The organism is Streptosporangium subroseum (assembly GCF_900188345.1).
GTDB classification, from domain to species: Bacteria; Actinomycetota; Actinomycetes; order Streptosporangiales; family Streptosporangiaceae; genus Streptosporangium; species Streptosporangium subroseum.
On the sequence record NZ_FZOD01000037.1, the window covers coordinates 31,744 to 48,202 of the forward strand.

13 protein-coding genes are annotated in these 16,459 nt (G+C 68.1%); 4 read left to right on the forward strand and 9 right to left on the reverse strand.

What is annotated here, in order from left to right; translation table 11 throughout:
• The first annotated feature begins 53 nt into the window (after positions 1-53).
• Both CHC08_RS29785 and CHC08_RS29790 read left to right on the forward strand, forming a co-directional pair.
• Positions 54-941, forward strand: coding sequence for a peptidylprolyl isomerase (locus CHC08_RS29785; protein WP_089210695.1), 888 nt, complete (start codon positions 54-56; stop codon positions 939-941).
• A 190-nt stretch (positions 942-1,131) separates the two neighbouring features.
• Positions 1,132-2,340: a cytochrome P450 family protein gene (locus CHC08_RS29790; RefSeq protein WP_089210696.1), complete on the forward strand. Its 1,209-nt coding sequence runs from the start codon at positions 1,132-1,134 to the stop codon at positions 2,338-2,340.
• Positions 2,341-2,485: 145 nt separating this feature from the next.
• On the opposite strand, the gene aspS is transcribed toward CHC08_RS29790, so the two are convergent.
• Genes aspS through CHC08_RS29805 form a run of 3 tightly spaced genes read right to left on the reverse strand, consistent with a single transcriptional unit; the run spans position 2,486 to position 6,240 of the window.
• Positions 2,486-4,246: an aspartate--tRNA ligase gene (aspS, locus tag CHC08_RS29795; RefSeq protein WP_089210697.1), complete on the reverse strand. Its 1,761-nt coding sequence runs from the start codon at positions 4,244-4,246 to the stop codon at positions 2,486-2,488.
• A complete protein-coding gene (gene hisS / locus CHC08_RS29800) occupies positions 4,243-5,508 on the reverse strand; it encodes a histidine--tRNA ligase (RefSeq protein ID WP_089210698.1) in 1,266 nt (421 codons plus the stop codon). Before hisS ends, aspS begins: the two co-directional genes overlap by 4 nt.
• 3 nt (positions 5,509-5,511) lie before the next feature.
• Positions 5,512-6,240, reverse strand: a complete 729-nt coding sequence (locus CHC08_RS29805) for an MBL fold metallo-hydrolase (RefSeq protein ID WP_089210699.1) — start codon at positions 6,238-6,240, stop codon at positions 5,512-5,514.
• Positions 6,241-6,388: 148 nt separating this feature from the next.
• Between CHC08_RS29805 and CHC08_RS29810 the strand changes: the two genes are divergently transcribed.
• The gene (locus CHC08_RS29810; RefSeq protein ID WP_089210700.1) at positions 6,389-7,252 is read left to right on the forward strand and encodes a peptidylprolyl isomerase; all 864 of its coding nucleotides are present in this window, start codon (positions 6,389-6,391) and stop codon (positions 7,250-7,252) included.
• Between the two features lie 59 nt (positions 7,253-7,311).
• Positions 7,312-8,541, forward strand: coding sequence for a DUF349 domain-containing protein (locus tag CHC08_RS29815; protein ID WP_089210743.1), 1,230 nt, complete (start codon positions 7,312-7,314; stop codon positions 8,539-8,541).
• Between the two features lie 244 nt (positions 8,542-8,785).
• On the opposite strand, the gene CHC08_RS29820 is transcribed toward CHC08_RS29815, so the two are convergent.
• The 6 genes from CHC08_RS29820 to ruvB all read right to left on the reverse strand — a co-directional run bounded on the left by CHC08_RS29820 (position 8,786) and on the right by ruvB (position 16,443).
• The gene (locus tag CHC08_RS29820; protein WP_089210701.1) at positions 8,786-10,981 is read right to left on the reverse strand and encodes a RelA/SpoT family protein; all 2,196 of its coding nucleotides are present in this window, start codon (positions 10,979-10,981) and stop codon (positions 8,786-8,788) included.
• A gap of 238 nt (positions 10,982-11,219) precedes the next feature.
• Positions 11,220-11,765 (reverse strand): adenine phosphoribosyltransferase, encoded by a 546-nt coding sequence (locus CHC08_RS29825; protein ID WP_089210702.1) that lies wholly within the window; start codon positions 11,763-11,765, stop codon positions 11,220-11,222.
• Between the two features lie 64 nt (positions 11,766-11,829).
• Entirely contained in the window at positions 11,830-12,921 is a 1,092-nt protein-coding gene (secF, locus tag CHC08_RS29830) for a protein translocase subunit SecF (RefSeq protein WP_089210703.1), read from the reverse strand.
• Positions 12,921-14,711 (reverse strand): protein translocase subunit SecD, encoded by a 1,791-nt coding sequence (gene secD / locus CHC08_RS29835; RefSeq protein ID WP_089210704.1) that lies wholly within the window; start codon positions 14,709-14,711, stop codon positions 12,921-12,923. The genes secF and secD overlap by 1 nt, the downstream gene beginning before the upstream one ends.
• A gap of 84 nt (positions 14,712-14,795) precedes the next feature.
• A complete protein-coding gene (gene yajC / locus CHC08_RS29840; protein ID WP_245878641.1) occupies positions 14,796-15,158 on the reverse strand; it encodes a preprotein translocase subunit YajC in 363 nt (120 codons plus the stop codon).
• A 226-nt stretch (positions 15,159-15,384) separates the two neighbouring features.
• The gene (gene ruvB, locus CHC08_RS29845) at positions 15,385-16,443 is read right to left on the reverse strand and encodes a Holliday junction branch migration DNA helicase RuvB (RefSeq protein ID WP_089210706.1); all 1,059 of its coding nucleotides are present in this window, start codon (positions 16,441-16,443) and stop codon (positions 15,385-15,387) included.
• Positions 16,444-16,459 lie beyond the last annotated feature (16 nt).

Sequence of the window (16,459 nt, forward strand, 5' to 3'; positions counted from 1 at the left end):
TACGCTTTCGGCCAGTCAGTAGTCATGTAACAGTAATCCTGGAGGACATAGCGGTGAGCGGCGAGGACCGCCAGAGCCAGCTGGCTCGGGAGCACAAGGAGCGGCAGGCGCAGCGTGCCGAGCAGGCGCCACCCAAGACCAAGCGGAACGCTCTCATCGGAGCGGTCGTCGCAGCGGTCGTCGTCGTGGGAGGCCTGATCGCCGCGACGACGTTGCTCGGGGGTACCGACAAGGCCGACCCCGCAGCCGCCAGTTCGCCGGCACCCTCGGACAGCGCTCTCGCGCCGCTGAATCCCACCCCGGCGCCCAGCGGTTCGGTCAACCCGGCCAAGGTGACCTGTTCGTACAAGAAGGACACCAGCGGCAGCCCGGCCAAGAAGGTGGGCATGCCGCCGAGCAAGCCCAACATGAAGCTGAAGACCATGACGATCACCACCAACCACGGTGACGTCGTGATCGATCTTCTGACCGCGCAGTCCCCCTGCGCCGTCAACTCCCTGGCCTTCCTGGCCAGCAAGAACTTCTACGACAACACCAAGTGCCATCGCCTGGCCACCCCGGAGAACTCCGGTCTGGGTCTGCTGCAGTGCGGCGACCCGCAGGCCAAGGCCGACGGCAAGAACCCCACCGACGGCCAGGGCAGCTCGGGTTACGTCTTCGACGACGAGCTCTCCGCGGGCGTCCAGTACGTCCCGGGCGTCGTGGCCATGGCGAACGGCGGCCCCAACGCCAACGGCAGCCAGTTCTGGATCTCGCTCTCGAACGAGACCGCCCAGCTCGACCCGGTCTACACCCCCGTCGGGACCGTCGCCAAGGGCATGGACATCCTCGACAAGATCTTCAAGGGCGGGTGGATCACCAACCCCGAGGACATCACCGGCGACGGCGGCTCCAACGCCCCCAAGATCCCGGTGATCATCAAGGATCTGAAACTCTCCTAGCGGGATTCCGATCAGGACACGGAATGGAATGCCCCGGCGGTCACCTGACCGCCGGGGCATTCCTGCTTCCACCCCGAGAACTCACCGGATCTCAGCCCCTGTGATCCCAATCACAATCGGGCGATACCGCCATTTACAGGGCCAAACTGATACCGGAAGACGTGTAATCCATCTCACCGAGGGTGCACCGATGTCTGAGAAGCTACCGATCGAGTTCGTGTTCAACACGGAGTTCGGCAGGGATCCCTATGCCGCCTACTCCACGCTCCGGGACGAGGGGCCGGTTCACGCGATCGACTTCCCGCCCGGAATGGACGCGTTCCTGGTGATCGGCTATGAGCACGGCCGGCAGGCGCTCAACGATCCCCGGCTGGCCAAGGGCATGAGCCGGGGACCGGCCCGGTTCCGCGAGTTCACCTCCACCGACAACCCGGTGCTCGCCCACAACATGCTCAACAGCGACCCACCGGACCACACCCGGCTGCGCCGCCTGGTCTCCAAGGCGTTCACCCCACGCCGGACCGAGAGCCTGCGTCCACGCATCCAGGAGATCACCGACGGCCTCATCGACGCGATGGCCGCCAAGGGACACGCCGACCTGCTCGACGACTTCGCCTTCCCTCTGCCGATCATCGTGATCTGCGAGCTGCTGGGCGTTCCCGCCGAGGACCGCGACGACTTCCGCGACTGGTCGACCAGCCTGGTCAGCCCTGCGCTCGACGAGGAGCAGGCCCGGCACCGCGCCGAGACGAACGCCGCCACCCGCGCCTACTTCACCCGGCTCCTCGCCGAGCGCAGGGCCGAGCCCCGCGACGACATGGTCAGCGCGCTGGTCGCCGCCAGTGACGAGGAAGAGCTGCTCAGCGAGCAGGAGCTGCTGGCCACGCTCACGCTGCTGCTCATCGCCGGGCACGAGACCACGGTCAACCTGATCGGCAACGGCATGCTGGCCCTGCTGACCCACCCCGACCAGCTCCAGCTGCTGCGGGACAAGCCCGAACTGCTGCCCTCGGCGATCGAGGAGTTCCTGCGCTACGACGGTCCGGTGGAACGGGCCACGTTCCGGTTCGCCGCCGAGGACCTGGAGATCGCGGGCGTCCACATCCCCAAGGGCAGCGTCGTTCACATCTCCCTCGGCGCGGTCGACCACGACCCGGAGGCGTTCGACGCCCCCGAGACCCTGGACATCGCCCGGACCGAGAACCGCCACGTGGCCTTCGGGCACGGCATCCACTTCTGCCTGGGCGCGCCGCTGGCGCGGCTGGAGGCGCAGATCGCCTTCGGGACGCTCCTGCGCCGCCTGCCCGGCCTCGCGCTCGCCTGTGCGCCGTCCGAGATCGCCTGGCGTCAGGACGGCTCGATCATCCGCGGGCTGCGGGCACTGCCGGTCGGTTTCTGACCCCGCATGAGGAAGGCCTCCCGGAGCGTTCTCCGGGAGGCCTCCGCCACATCCTTGAGCCAGGCCTCCACCTCGTCTGAGGCCCTCACCGCATTCGCGAGCCAGGCCTTCACCTCGGGGCGGAGGCCCTCACCGCATTCGCGGGCTAGGCCCCCGCCCTCAGCTTGGCGTCGCCGGCCTCCTTGGACTTGGCGTCCACACCGGCCTCCTTACGCTGCTCACCCGTGATCGGAGTGGGCGCGCCGGTCAGCGGGTCGAAGCCGGAAGCCGTCTTCGGGAAGGCGATGACGTCACGGATCGAGTCGCCGCCCACGAGGAGCATGCAGATCCGGTCCCAGCCGTAGGCGATGCCTCCGTGCGGCGGCGGGCCGTACTTGAACGCCTCCAGCAGGAAGCCGAACTTGTTCTCCGCCTCCTCCTTGGAGATGCCGAGCACGTCGAAGACGCGCTGCTGCATCTCGGCCCGGTGGATACGGATCGAGCCGCCGCCGATCTCCATGCCGTTGCAGACCATGTCGTAGGCGTAGGCCAGGGCCTCACCGGGGTGGTCCTGGAAGGTGTCGGCCCACTCGGGCTTGGGCCCGGTGAATGGGTGGTGGACCGCGGTCCAGCCGCCGTCGCCGTCCTCCTCGAACATGGGGGCGTCGACGATCCAGAGGAAGTTCCAGGCGGACTCGTCGATCAGACCGCAGCGGCGGCCGATCTCCAGGCGGGCCGCGCCGAGCAGGTCGCGGGAGGCGGAGGCCGCACCGGCCGCGAAGAAGATCGCGTCACCCGGTCCGGCGCCCACCTTTGCGGCCAGGCCGGCGGTCTCGGTCTCCGACAGGTTCTTGGCGACCGGGCCGCCGAGCGTGCCGTCCTCGCCCACGAGCACGTAGGCCAGGCCCCTGGCACCCCGCGACTTGGCCCAGTCCTGCCAGCCGTCCAGCTCCTTGCGGCTCTGGGAGGCGCCGCCCGGCATGACCACGGCGCCTACGTACGGCGCCTGGAACACCCGGAAGGTGGTGTCGGCGAAGAACTCGGTCATCTCGACGAGCTCCTGGCCGAAGCGCAGGTCCGGCTTGTCGGAGCCGTAGCGGGCCATGGCGTCCCAGTAGGTCATCCGGGGCAGTGGCGTCGGCAGCTCGTAGCCGATCGTCTCCTTCCAGATGCGGCCGATCAGGGCCTCGCCCAGCGCGATGACGTCGTCCTGGTCCACGAAGGACATCTCGACGTCGATCTGGGTGAACTCCGGCTGCCGGTCCGCGCGCAGGTCCTCGTCACGGAAGCAGCGGGCGAGCTGGTAGTAGCGCTCCAGGCCGGCGACCATGAGGAGCTGCTTGAACAGCTGCGGCGACTGCGGCAGCGCGTACCAGCTGCCGGGCTGGAGCCGGACCGGGACCAGGAAGTCGCGGGCGCCCTCGGGGGTGGAACGGGTCAGCGTCGGGGTCTCGATGTAGTTGAACCCGTGCTCGTCCATCACCTGGTGGGCCAGGTAGGTGGCCTTGGAGCGGATCCGCATGGCCTGTGCGACCTGCGGGCGGCGGATGTCGAGGTAGCGGTATTTGAGCCGGGCCTCCTCGGAGACGCCCGCGGTGCCCTCGATCGGGAACGGCAGCGGCGCGGACTCGCTGAGCACCTCGACCTGGGAGGCGACGACCTCGATCGAGCCCGTCGGCAGATCGGGGTTCGCGTTGCCCTCGGGACGGACCCGCACCTCTCCGACAACCTTCACGCAGTATTCGGCGCGCAGGCCGTGTGCGTCGTCCTCTTCGCGGAAGACCACCTGGGAGGAGCCGGAGGCGTCACGCAGGTCGATGAAGACCACACCGCCGTGGTCGCGGCGGCGCGCCACCCAACCGGCCAGCGTCACCTGCTGCCCGGCGTGCTCCTCGCGCAGTGATCCCGCTTCGTGCGTGCGGATCATTTGTTCAGTCTCTCCTTCAAAGTCGTGACGATCTCAACGAGCGGTACGGTGATCTGATCACCGCTGACCAGGTCTTTGACCTGCGCGGACTCGACGGCGATATCTCGCTCGCCAAGGATCACGGCGTAGCTCGCTCCCGAGCGGTCGGCGCCCTTCATGGCACCCTTGAGACCCTTGCCGCCGAACGACATGTCGGCGTCCAGGCCTGCCCGGCGCAGCTCGGTGATGAGCAGGAACATCCGGCGGCGCGCCTCCTCACCCAGCGGCACACCGTACACCTGGACACGGGACTCACCGGCCTCGCCTCCGAACAGCCCCTCGGCCTCCATGGCCAGGACCGTCCGGTCGACGCCGAGCGCCCAGCCCACGCTGGGCAGGGCGGGACCGCCGAGCATCTCGCTCAGCCCGTCGTAACGGCCGCCACCGCCCACCGCCGACTGCGAGCCCAGCCCGTCGTGGACGAACTCGAACGTGGTGCGCGTGTAATAGTCGAGGCCGCGGACCAGCCGGGGGTCGTCGGCATAGATCACGCCGGAGGCGCTCAGCAGCGAGCGGACCTCCTCGTGGTAGACCTTGCACGCCTCACACAGGTGGTCGGTCACCAGCGGCGCGTCGGCCAGCTGGGCCTGCACCTCGGGGCGCTTGTCGTCGAGCACGCGCAACGGATTGATCTCAATCCGCTGGCGCGTGGCCTCGTCGAGGTCGAGCCCGCGCAGAAACTCCTGGAGCGCGGCCCGGTAGACGGGGCGGCACTCCTTGCAGCCCAGAGTGTTGATCAGCAACCGGACCCCGGTCAGGCCCAGTCCGGCGTAGCCGTCGCTGGCCAGGATGATCAGCTCGGCGTCCAGCGCGGGGTCCTCGGCCCCCAGCGCCTCCGCGCCGACCTGCCAGAAGTGGCGGTAGCGGCCTCTCTGGGCGCGCTCATAGCGGAACTGGCTGCCCGAGTACCAGAGCTTCACGGGAAGCTGGCCGTTGTGCAGGCCGTGCTGGAGGACGGCCCGCACGACCGAGGCGGTGCCCTCGGGGCGCAGCGTGAGGGAGCGTCCGCCCTTGTCCTCGAAGGTGTACATCTCCTTGGAGACGATGTCGGTCGACTCGCCGACACCGCGCACGAACAGCGCGGTGTCCTCGAAGACCGGTGTCTCGATATAGCCGTAACCGGCGCGACGGGCCGGAGCGGTCAGCGCCTCGCGCACGGCGAGCGCCCGCTCGGACTGCGGCGGAAGCCAGTCGAAGGTGCCCTTGGGCGCCTGCAGAGTCATCTCTTAAAGTCCCCTGGTGGGACCACGGCCGTGCCGAAGGCTCTCGGAGCCGGCGTTGGACGCCGCTTCCGCTTCCGCCATATACGGGTTGGTGGCACGCTCGTGGCCGATCGTGGTCTGTGGTCCGTGGCCGGGCAGGACCACCGTGCTCTCCGGCAGCGGCAGGCACTTGGCCGCCAGGCTGCGCAGGATGGTCGGGTAGTCGCCTCCCGGAAGATCCGTGCGGCCGATGGAGCCGGCGAACAGCAGGTCGCCCGAGAACATCACGTCCGGAATCTCCTCGGTGCTGGGCAGCCTGAACGTCACCGACCCCCTGGTATGGCCCGGAGTGTGGTCGACGGTCAGTTCCATACCCGCCAGCCGCAACACCGCACCGTCGATGAGTTCGCGCACGTCGTCGGGCTCGGTGAAGGTCAGGCCGCCGAACATCTGCTGCCTGGTCGCCGTCGACAGTCCCCTGCCCGGGTCGGAGAGCAGCTCACGGTCCTCGGGGTGGATCCACGCCGGGACGCCACGCGCGCCGCAGACCGGGGCGACCGACCACATGTGGTCGATGTGACCGTGGGTGACCAGCACCGCGACCGGCTTGAGCCGATGCTCGCGCAGCACGTCGTCCAGGTCGCCGACGGCGTTCTGGCCCGGATCGACGATGACGCACTCCTCGCCCGCGGCGGGAGCGACGACGTAGCAGTTGGTCTGGAACGACCCTGCTGGAAAGCCGGCGATGAGCATCTGCCTCAGCTGATCTCGTCAAGAATGCGGATGGGAATGTAACCGAAGGGTACCGGTGCGGGTCGGCGGGCTGCGAACCATTACCCTCTGGCCGATACGATTCGCCCACCTCAATAAGTAATACTCCGGCACTCGGGAGGGCGAAGCGGTGAGCGGCAAGGAACGCCAGAAGCAGTTGGCGCGCGAGCACTACGAGCGGCAGATGCAACGACGCGTCGAGCGCGAGACCAAAACCAAGCGCAACGCGATCATCGGCACCAGCGTGGCCGTAGTGGTGGTCGTGGGAGGCGTGATCGCCGCGACCACCCTGCTCGGCAGCTCGGACACCACGGCGACGGCCAGCCCGGACCCGGCCGCGAGCCCGGCCGCCAGCCCGGCCGCGTCCGACGCCGGAGCCCAGCCGACGGCCTTCGACCCGGCCAGCGGGACCTGCGGCTACGTCGCGGACACCGCCGGCGGCCCCTCCAAGGACGTGGGCATGCCTCCGGCGAAGGTGGACACCACGCCCAACAAGATGACCCTCAAGACGAACCGCGGTGACATCGTCATCCAGGTGTCCGCCGAGAAGACCCCGTGCACGGTCAACTCCTTCGCCTTCCTGGCGAAGAAGAAGTACTTCGACGGCTCCAAGTGTCACCGCCTGGGTTCCGCCGCGTTCCCGATGCTGCAGTGCGGCGACCCACTGGCCAAGGCCGACGGTAAGAGCCAGACTGACGGCCAGGGTGGCCCCGGCTACCGCTTCGTGAACGAGAACCTCGAAGGCGCCAAGTACACCCGTGGCGTCGTGGCCATGGCGAACAGCGGCGCCGACACCAACGGCAGTCAGTTCTTCATCGTGTTCGGCGACACCCAACTGCCCCCGAATTACACCCCGTTCGGTACGGTGACCAAGGGACTGGAGATCATCGACAAGGTGAACAAGGCCGGCGTTATTACTCCGGGACCTGACGGCACCGGAGCCCCGAAGGAAACCGTACAAATCGAAGACGTGACAATGTCCGGCAAGAGCTGACGTAATACAAGCAAGGGACGGCTAGTCCCGAAAGGCTGATGAAAGTGCGGGAGGACACGGTGAGCACCGACCCGTGGGGCCGGGTAGACGACGACGGCACCGTCTACGTACGTACGGCTGAGGGAGAACGGGCCGTCGGGTCCTGGCAGGCCGGCGAACCGGAAGAGGCGCTTGCCTACTTCCATCGCAAGTTCGACGAATTGGCCGGGCAGGTCACCCTTCTGGAGCAGCGGGTTCGCGGCACCGACCTGCCACCCGCCCAGGCCGAGGCGACCATCGTCAAGCTCCGTGAGGCGATCACCGACGCGCATGCGATCGGCGATCTCGACGGACTGCTGAGCCGGCTGGGCGTCGTCACGGAGCTGGTCGCCCAGCGCCGCGAGGAGGTCAAGGCGGCACGCGACGTGGCCCGCGCGGAGGCCAAGGACATCAAGGAGCGGATCGTCGCCGAGGCGGAGCGCATCGCCGACGACACCACTCATTGGAAGACCGGCGGCGAGCGGCTGCGCCAGCTCATCGAGGAGTGGAAGGCCGCCGAGCGCATCGACCGGGTGACAGAGGCGGCGCTCTGGAAACGCCTGTCCGCCGCCCGCACGGCCTTCGCCAAGCGGCGCAAGGCCTACTTCGCGGGGCTGGACGAGCAGCGAGAGAGCGTGCGCTCCGCCAAGGAGCGCATCGTCATCGAGGCCGAGGCGCTGTCGTCCTCCACCGACTGGGGCGCCACCGCCTCCACCTACCGCGAGCTGATGCAGCAGTGGAAGATGGCGGGCCGGGCCTCCCGCGAGGTCGAGGACGAGCTCTGGGGCCGTTTCAAGGGCGCCCAGGACCAGTTCTTCCAGGCACGCTCGACGGTCTTCGCCGAGCGCGACGCCTCGCTCGCGGCCAACGCCGAGATCAAGGAGCAGCTTCTGGCCGAGGCCGAGAAGATCCTCCCGGTCTCCGACGCCCGCTCCGCCCGGACCACCCTGCGCAACCTCCTGGAACGCTGGGAGGCCGCGGGTTCGGTTCCGCGGGAGCAGCGTGACCGTCTTGAGGGCGGGCTACGCAAGATCGACGAAGCGATCCGCAAGGCCGAGGAGACGGAGTGGAAGCGCTCCAACCCCGAGGCCCGCGCCCGCGCCCAGAACACGGTCGACCAGCTCCGCAAGACGATCGCGCAGCTGGAGACCCGCCTGGTCAAGGCCCAGACCGCGGGCAAGGACAAGGACGTGAAGGACGCCGAGGAGGCCCTGGCCGCCCGCCGTTCCTGGCTGGAGGAGGCCGAGCGCACACTCGCCGAGTTCTCCTGAGCCGCTGAGGAAGGCCCCCAGGCCGCGCCCCGACGAGGGCACGTCCTGGGGGCCTCTGTATGCCCCTGAGGCCTTCTCCCGCATGGCATCGCAACCCAGAGCACCGGACGGGCGCCGCGCGCACGGAGCGTCACGTACGGCGCCGCGGGATCGCCGACCGGCCGGTGCCACGCCTCCCCGCCCGGCTCCGCCTCGGAGACGGGCGCCCCGAAGGAGACGGGCACCATGCGTCAGGGACGGCCGATCAGGAGCCGGCGCCGCTGACCCGATAGACGTCGTATACGCCCGGGATGTTGCGTACGGCCTTCAGAACGTGGCCCAGGTGCTTGGGATCGCCCATCTCGAAGGTGAACTTGCTGATCGCCACGCGGTCCCTGGACGTCGTCACCGACGCCGACAGGATGTTGACGTGCTGGTCCGACAGGGTCCTGGTGACGTCCGACAGCAGGCGGGGCCGGTCGAGCGCCTCGACCTGGAGGGCGACCAGGAACACCGAGTCGTCCGCGGCCGACCAGGCGACCTCGACCAGGCGATCCGGCTCGGAGTTGAGCTGATCCATGTTGGGACAGTTGGTGCGGTGCACCGACACACCGTGCCCCCGGGTGACGAACCCGACGATCTCATCGCCGGGAACGGGGGTGCAGCAGCGTGAGAGCCGTACCCACACGTCGGAGCTGCCCGCCACCACCACGCCCGCGCCGCCGCTGCCGCGGGGACGGCCCCGCAGTTTGGTCGGCACCGAGGCCTCGGCGATGTCCTCCTCCGCGCCGTCCACTCCCCCGAGGGCGTGCACCAGCTTCTGCACCACGTTCTGGGCCGCGATGTGGCCCTCTCCGACGGCCGCGTAGAGCGCGGAGACGTCGGGGTAGCGCAGGTCCCTGGCGAGGGCCAGGAGGGACTCTCCGGACATCAGGCGCTGCAGCGGCAGGCCCTGCTTGCGCATGGCCCGGCCGATCGCCTCCTTGCCCGCCTCGATCGCGGTCTCGCGGCGCTCCTTGGAGAACCACTGCCGGATCTTGTTGCGGGCACGGCCGGACTTGACGAACTTGAGCCAGTCGCGCGACGGTCCGGCGTCCGGCGACTTGGAGGTGAAGATCTCCACGGTGTCGCCGTTGCTGAGCCGCGACTCCAGCGGCACCAGGCGGCCGTTGACCCGGGCTCCGATGCAGCGGTGGCCGACCTCGGTGTGCACGGCGTAGGCGAAGTCGACCGACGTCGCCCCCTCGGGCAGGGCGATGACCTGGCCTCGCGGCGTGAAGACGTAGACCTCCGAGACCGACAGGTCGAACCTGAGCGACTCCAGGAACTCTCCCGGGTCCGCGGTCTCCTTCTGCCAGTCCAGGAGCTGACGGAGCCAGGCCATGTCGCTGGCCGGCTTCAGCTTCGCCCCGGGAGGACCGGAGGTGGTCATGTCCTCCTTGTACTTCCAGTGCGCCGCCACGCCGTACTCGGCCCTGTGGTGCATGCCGTGGGTGCGGATCTGCAGCTCCACCGGCTTGCCCTCGGGGCCGATGACCGTCGTGTGCAGCGACTGGTACATGTTGAACTTGGGCATCGCGATGTAGTCCTTGAACCGGCCGGGCACCGGGTTCCATCGCGCGTGAATCGTTCCGAGGGCGGCGTAGCAGTCGCGGACCGTGTCGACCAGCACCCGGATGCCGACCAGGTCGTAGATGTCGTCGAAGGCGACGTCCCTGGCGATCATCTTCTGGTAGACCGAGTAGTAGTGCTTGGGCCGGCCCTTGACCGAGGCGCGGATCTTGGCGTCGCGCAGGTCGCCGGAGACGTTCTCTATGACCTCCTGCAGGAACAGGTCCCTGCGCGGGGCCCGCTCCGACACCATCCGGGCGATCTCGTCGTAGCGCTTGGGGTAGAGCATGGCGAACGCGAGGTCCTCCAGCTCCCACTTGATGGTGTTCATGCCCAGCCGGTGGGCGAGCGGCGCGAAGATCTCCAGCGTCTCGCGGGACTTCTGGTGCCGCTTGTGCTCGGGCAGGTAGCGCATCGTCCGCATGTTGTGCAGCCGGTCGGCGAGCTTGATCACCAGCACGCGGATGTCGCGGGACATGGCCACGACCATCTTGCGCACGGTCTCGGCCTCGGCCGCGTCACCGAACTTGACCTTGTCGAGCTTGGTGACGCCATCGACCAGCAGCGCGATGTTGTCCCCGAAGTCCGAGCGCAGCTCGTCCAGACCGTAGGCGGTGTCCTCGACGGTGTCGTGCAGCAGCGCGGCGCACAGCGTCTCGTCGTCGGTGCCCAGCTCGGCGAGGATCGTCGCCACCGCCAGCGGGTGGGTGATGTAGGGATCGCCGCTCTTACGCTTCTGATCACGATGATGGTAGGCGGCCACGTCGTAGGCGCGCTCGATCAGCCGCAGGTCAGCCTTCGGATGGGTCGCACGGACCGTCCGGAACAGCGGCTCCAGCACCGGATTCATCGCGCCACCCCATTGCCCCCCAAAACGCGCGAGCCTACGTCTTACCGCCGGCTTCTCCTCGGCGGTTCCAGACATGGCGGAACCGGCACCGTCTGCCGGAACGGCCGTCTCAGGACCGCCGCCGTCAGCGGTCACGTCGGGGACGACCACATCACGGGGCACTCAGACTCCTTAACATTCGAGTCCAGATCCCTCAGTGTATCCAGACCGGCTTGTGTGCATCCGTCCGCGGGGTCGATCAGACGATGACGAGGGAGTGCAGCGTGACATCGTCCAGGCGCTCACGGCCCTTGAGGAAGGCGAGTTCCATGAGCACGGCGATGGCGACGACGTCGGCGCCCGCCCTGCGGACCAGCTCCACCGCCGCGCACGCCGTGCCTCCGGTGGCGAGCACGTCATCGACGATCAGAACCCGCTCCCCGGGGACGAAGGCGTCCCGGTGAACCTCGATGGTGGCGGAGCCGTACTCCAGATCGTAGGACGCCTCAAGCGTCTCAGAGGGCAGTTTGCCTTTCTTACGTACCGGAACGAACCCCGCGCCGGCCTTGTAGGCGGCGGGAGCGGCGAGGATGAACCCTCTGGCCTCGATGCCGACGATCTTGTCCACCTGGTACAGCCCGGCGAGTTCGTCGGTCACCGCGGCGAACGCCTTGGGGTCGGCGAGCAGCGGGGTGATGTCCTTGAACAGCACTCCCGGCGCGGGGTAGTCGGGCACGTCGCGGATCCGGTCCAGGATCAGCCTGCTCAGGTCACTCACGGTCGCTCCCCTTATGGAATCACTCATGGTCGCTCACCTATGGAAAACGCCTCCGCCCCCTGAAAGGGAGCGGAGGCGTGATCTCTCCGGACTACTTCTTCTTGCGCTTTTCCCCGCTGGCAACGGTGCCGCCTGCGGCTCCGGCCGTGCCGTTGGAGCCCGCGACGGTGCCATTGGAGGCTCCGGCCGCGACCGGCTGGCGGACGGCCTTCTTGGCCGCGGACGCGGCACCGCCGCCGTGGGAGGCGAGCCTGCGGGCGATCGACTGGTAGCGCGGTTCGCGCTCCTTCAACGTGACCAGCAGCGGCGTCGCGACGCACAGCGAGGAGTACGTGCCGACGAGCATGCCGACGAACAACGCCAGCGACAGGTCCTTCAGCGTGCCCGCGCCGAACAGCGTGGTGCCGATGAACAGGATCGCCGCGACCGGCAGGATCGCCACCAGGGTGGTGTTCAGCGACCGGATCAGCGTGTGGTTCAGTGCGTTGTTGGCGGCCTCGGTGTAGGTCATCTTGGAGGTCGTGCCGAGCTTGGCGGTGACCTCCTTGATCATGTCGAACACGACGACGGCGTCGTACAGCGAGTATCCGAGGATCGTCAGGAAGCCCAGCAGGGTCGCCGGAGTGACCTCGAAGCCGGACCACGCGTAGACGCCTGCGGTGATCACCAGGTCGTGCAGCAGCGCCACGACGGCGGCCAGCGCCATCTTCCACTCGAAGGCGAGTGTCAGATACAGGATGATCGCCAGCATGAAGACGATCAGGCCGATGATGGCCTGGTTCGCGACCTGACCACCCCACGAGGCGCCGATCACCTGGAGGTTGACCTGGTCCTGCGGCAGGCCGTACTTCTGGGCGACCGTCTTCTGGACCGCGGTCACCGTGTCGGCCGGAAGGCTCTCGGTGGTGACCCGCCAGCCGTTGTTCGTCGTCTGGACGATGACCTGGTGCGCCCCGGCGTCGAGGAACGTGCCGCGCACCTGCTCGATGTCGGCGGTCGCGGCCGGCTTGAAGGAGAACACCGACCCGCCCTTGAACTCCACGCCCAGGTTCAGGCCGTTGAAGATCAGACCCGCGATGGAGATCACCAGCAGGAGTGCGGAGAGGCTGTACCAGAGTCTCTTGCGCCCGACGAAGTCGACATTGACCTCGCCGCGGTACAGACGGCGCGCGATGCCAGACATCAGGCCTCCTGCGGAACGGTCTTGGGGTTGACGACGCTCTCGCTCATGCGCTCGGCGTCAAGGCCGGAGAGCTTGTGGCCCCTGGCGAAGAACTTCCGCTTGGCGAGCAGTGCGACAAACGGCTTGGTGAACATGAACACCACCACGATGTCGATGAGCGTGGTCAGACCCATCGCGAAGGCGAATCCGGCCACACCGCCGACCGCCAGGAAGAACAGCACGAGAGCGGCGATGAACATGACGGCGTCCGCGATCAGGATCGTCCGCCGGGCACGGGTCCAGGCGACCTCGACGGCCGTGCGCAGCGAACGGCGGCCTTCCTTCATCTCGTCACGGATGCGTTCGAAGTAGACGATGAACGAGTCCGCCGTGATACCGATCGAGACGATCAGACCGATGATGTGCGGGAGCGACAGGCGGAAGCCCGCGAACGTCCCGAGCAGCACCACGGTCTCGTAGGTCAGGACCGTCGCCACCACGAGGCTCAGCACCGCGACGATGCCCAGACCCCGGTAGTAGAGCATCGAGTAGATGAGCACCAGGAGAAGACCGATCGCACCCGCGATCAGACCGCCGCGGAGCTGGTCGGCGCCCAGGGTGGAGGAGACCTCCTCGTTGGACCCGATCTCGAACTTCAGCGGCAGCGCGCCGAACTTGAGCTGGTTGGCCAGGTCGTTGGCCGTCGCGTCGGTGAAGCTGCCCGAGATCTGCGCCCGGCCGCCGGTGATGGGCTCCTGGATGGTCGGAGCGGAGATGACCACACCGTCCAGGACCATGGCGACCTGGTTGCGCGGGGGCTGCGAGTTGAAGGCGGTGGTGGTGACCGCCGACCACTGCTGGGGTCCCTGGCCCTTGAAGGAGAGCTGGACGAGCCACTCGCCGGTGCTCGGGTCGACGCCGGCGGACGCGGTGTCGATCGCGGTGCCGGTCACCGCCGCCTTGTCGAGCACGTACTTGGCGCTGCCGTCGTCGCTACAGGCGACGTACTGCTTCTCCGGTGCGTCCTGAGCGCCCTCGCCCTTGTTCTTGGAGCAGTCGAGCGCCTCGAACTGCTTGAGCACCGCCGGGTCGATCCCGGTGGTGTCCACGCCCGCCATGGGGTCATCGGGATTCACGGGAGGCGCCGAGGGAGCGGCGCTGTCGCCCGGCTGGGCGGTCGGAGCGGTGCTCCCGCTCGGCTTGGCCGGAGTCGCGCCCTTGGCCGGCTTGTCCGAGGCGGCGGGCGTCGCGCCCGGGCTCGGGTTGGTGAGCGCCGAGGACAGGGCACGACCTGCGGGCGAACCACTCGGGTTCGGCGCGGCGGTCGTGGCGGAGTCGGGGACCTTGGATCCGGTGGGCTTGGGAGCCTCGGAGCCCGTGGGCTTGGGAGTCTTGGAGTCCTGCTTACCGGTGCCCGAAGGAGCGGGCGTCGGTGCCTGGGTGGGCAACTGACCGGGAGGTTGGGGCGCCCCGGGGGCGATCGCCATCACCTGACGGAATCGAAGCTCCGCGGTGGTGCCGACCAGTTTGACGACTTCCTCTTGGCCAACTCCGGGGACGGAGATGACGATGTTGTCACCGGATTTGACGACCTCGGCGTCGGAGATGCCGCTGCCGTTCACCCGATCACGGATGATGTTCACGGCCAGGTCGAGGCTCTCGTCTGTGGGAGCGCTGCCGTTCGGCGTGATTGGCTGCAGCGTCACCGTCGTGCCGCCGGCGAGGTCGAGGCCATATTGGGGGGCGTATGCCTTGTTCAGCAGCATAACCCCGCCCATGGCGAGAATGATCGCCAGAAGCACCAGGAGCATACGCCCCGGTCTGCTCTGGCCACTGGTCGGTCGGGCCACTGGTCGTCAGTTCTTTCGGCTATAGGGGGTTGGTGGTGAGCCTGCTCATGCCTTCTTGGTCGTCGAATCCTGGCTGTCGCCGTGCTGTTCCACGGTCTCAGTCACATTGTCGTCGATGTTGGTGACGCCTTCGTCCTCCACATCGTCAACCGGAGTCAGGACGCGGCCGATCGCCGCCTTGACCCAGCGGGTCTCGACACCGGGTGCGATCTCCAGGATCACGTCGTCGGCGTCGATCGCCACCACGGTCGCGAACAGACCGGTCGTGGTCATGACTTTGGTGCCCGTGGCGAGGCTGTTCTGCATCTGAGTCTGCTCTTGCTGCCGCTTACGCTGCGGACGGATGAGCAGGAAGTAGAACACCACGACCATCAGAGCGATCATGATAAGGCTCGAATAGCTGCCCACAGGGCCGCTCCTTCTCTTGAAAATGGCCGGCCGGGCGCCGGACGTCATATACGGCCACGCCGCTCAGCACGTCAGCCTACACAGCCAGCCAAGCCTCGGAGTTTAGGCGAGCTGTTAGAAGCGCGGCAACGAAGTCACGATTCGGCGCGCAGGGAAGTTCCCATTTCGATACCGTCGTCACCGACTTGTGATCAACGCTGTACGACTCCCCTACCGAAACCCAACGTCAGATCTGCCCCAGATCATCCCCAAGGTCTACAAGGAGCGAGGCTCCGAACGCGTCCGGTGGCGGTGTCAGGCCCATGTGCACCCAGGCCGCCGCGGTCGCCACCCGTCCCCGTGGAGTGCGGGCCAGCAGGCCCTGCCGCACCAGGAACGGCTCCGCGACCACCTCCACCGTCTCCGGCTCCTCCCCCACCGCTACCGCCAGCGTGGACAACCCGACCGGCCCGCCGCCGAACTTGCGCAGCAGCGCTCCGAGGACCGCCCTGTCGAGCCGGTCGAGCCCCTCGGCGTCGACCTCGTAGAGGTTCAGTGCCGCGGAGGCGATGTCCTTGGTGACCACCCCGTCCGCGCGCACCTCGGCGAAGTCGCGGACCCGGCGCAGCAGCCGGTTGGCGATACGGGGCGTGCCCCGCGATCGCCCGGCGATCTCGTGCGCCGCGTCGCCGGGAAGCCTGACGGCGAGCAGCCGGGAGGAGCGGTCCAGCACCTGTTCCAGCTCGGCGACCGAGTAGAAGTCCATGTGCGCGACAAAACCGAAACGGTCACGCAGGGGCGCGGGCAGCATTCCGGCCCTGGTGGTGGCCCCCACCAGGGTGAACGGCGCGATCTCCAGGGGGATCGCGGTCGCCCCCGGCCCCTTGCCCACCACGATGTCGACGCGGAAGTCCTCCATCGCGAGGTAGAGCATCTCCTCGGCGGGCCTGGCCATCCGGTGGATCTCGTCGATGAAGAGGACTTCGCCCTCCGAGAGCGTCGACAGGATCGCCGCGAGATCACCCGCCCGCTCCAGCGCGGGACCCGAGGTGATCCGGAGCGGCACGGAGAGCTCGGTCGCGATGATCATGGAAAGGGTCGTCTTGCCGAGCCCTGGCCCTCCGCTCATCAGTACGTGGTCCGGCGGCCGGTTACGCCGCAGCGCGCTCTGCAGCACCAGCGACAACTGCTCGCGCACCCGCGCCTGGCCGATGAACTCCTCCAGCCGCTTGGGCCGCAGCGCCGCCTCGATGAACTGCTCGTCGCCCTCGGCGTCCGGCGACACCAGATCCCGCTCCGAACTCACGCCGATCCACCTTCAC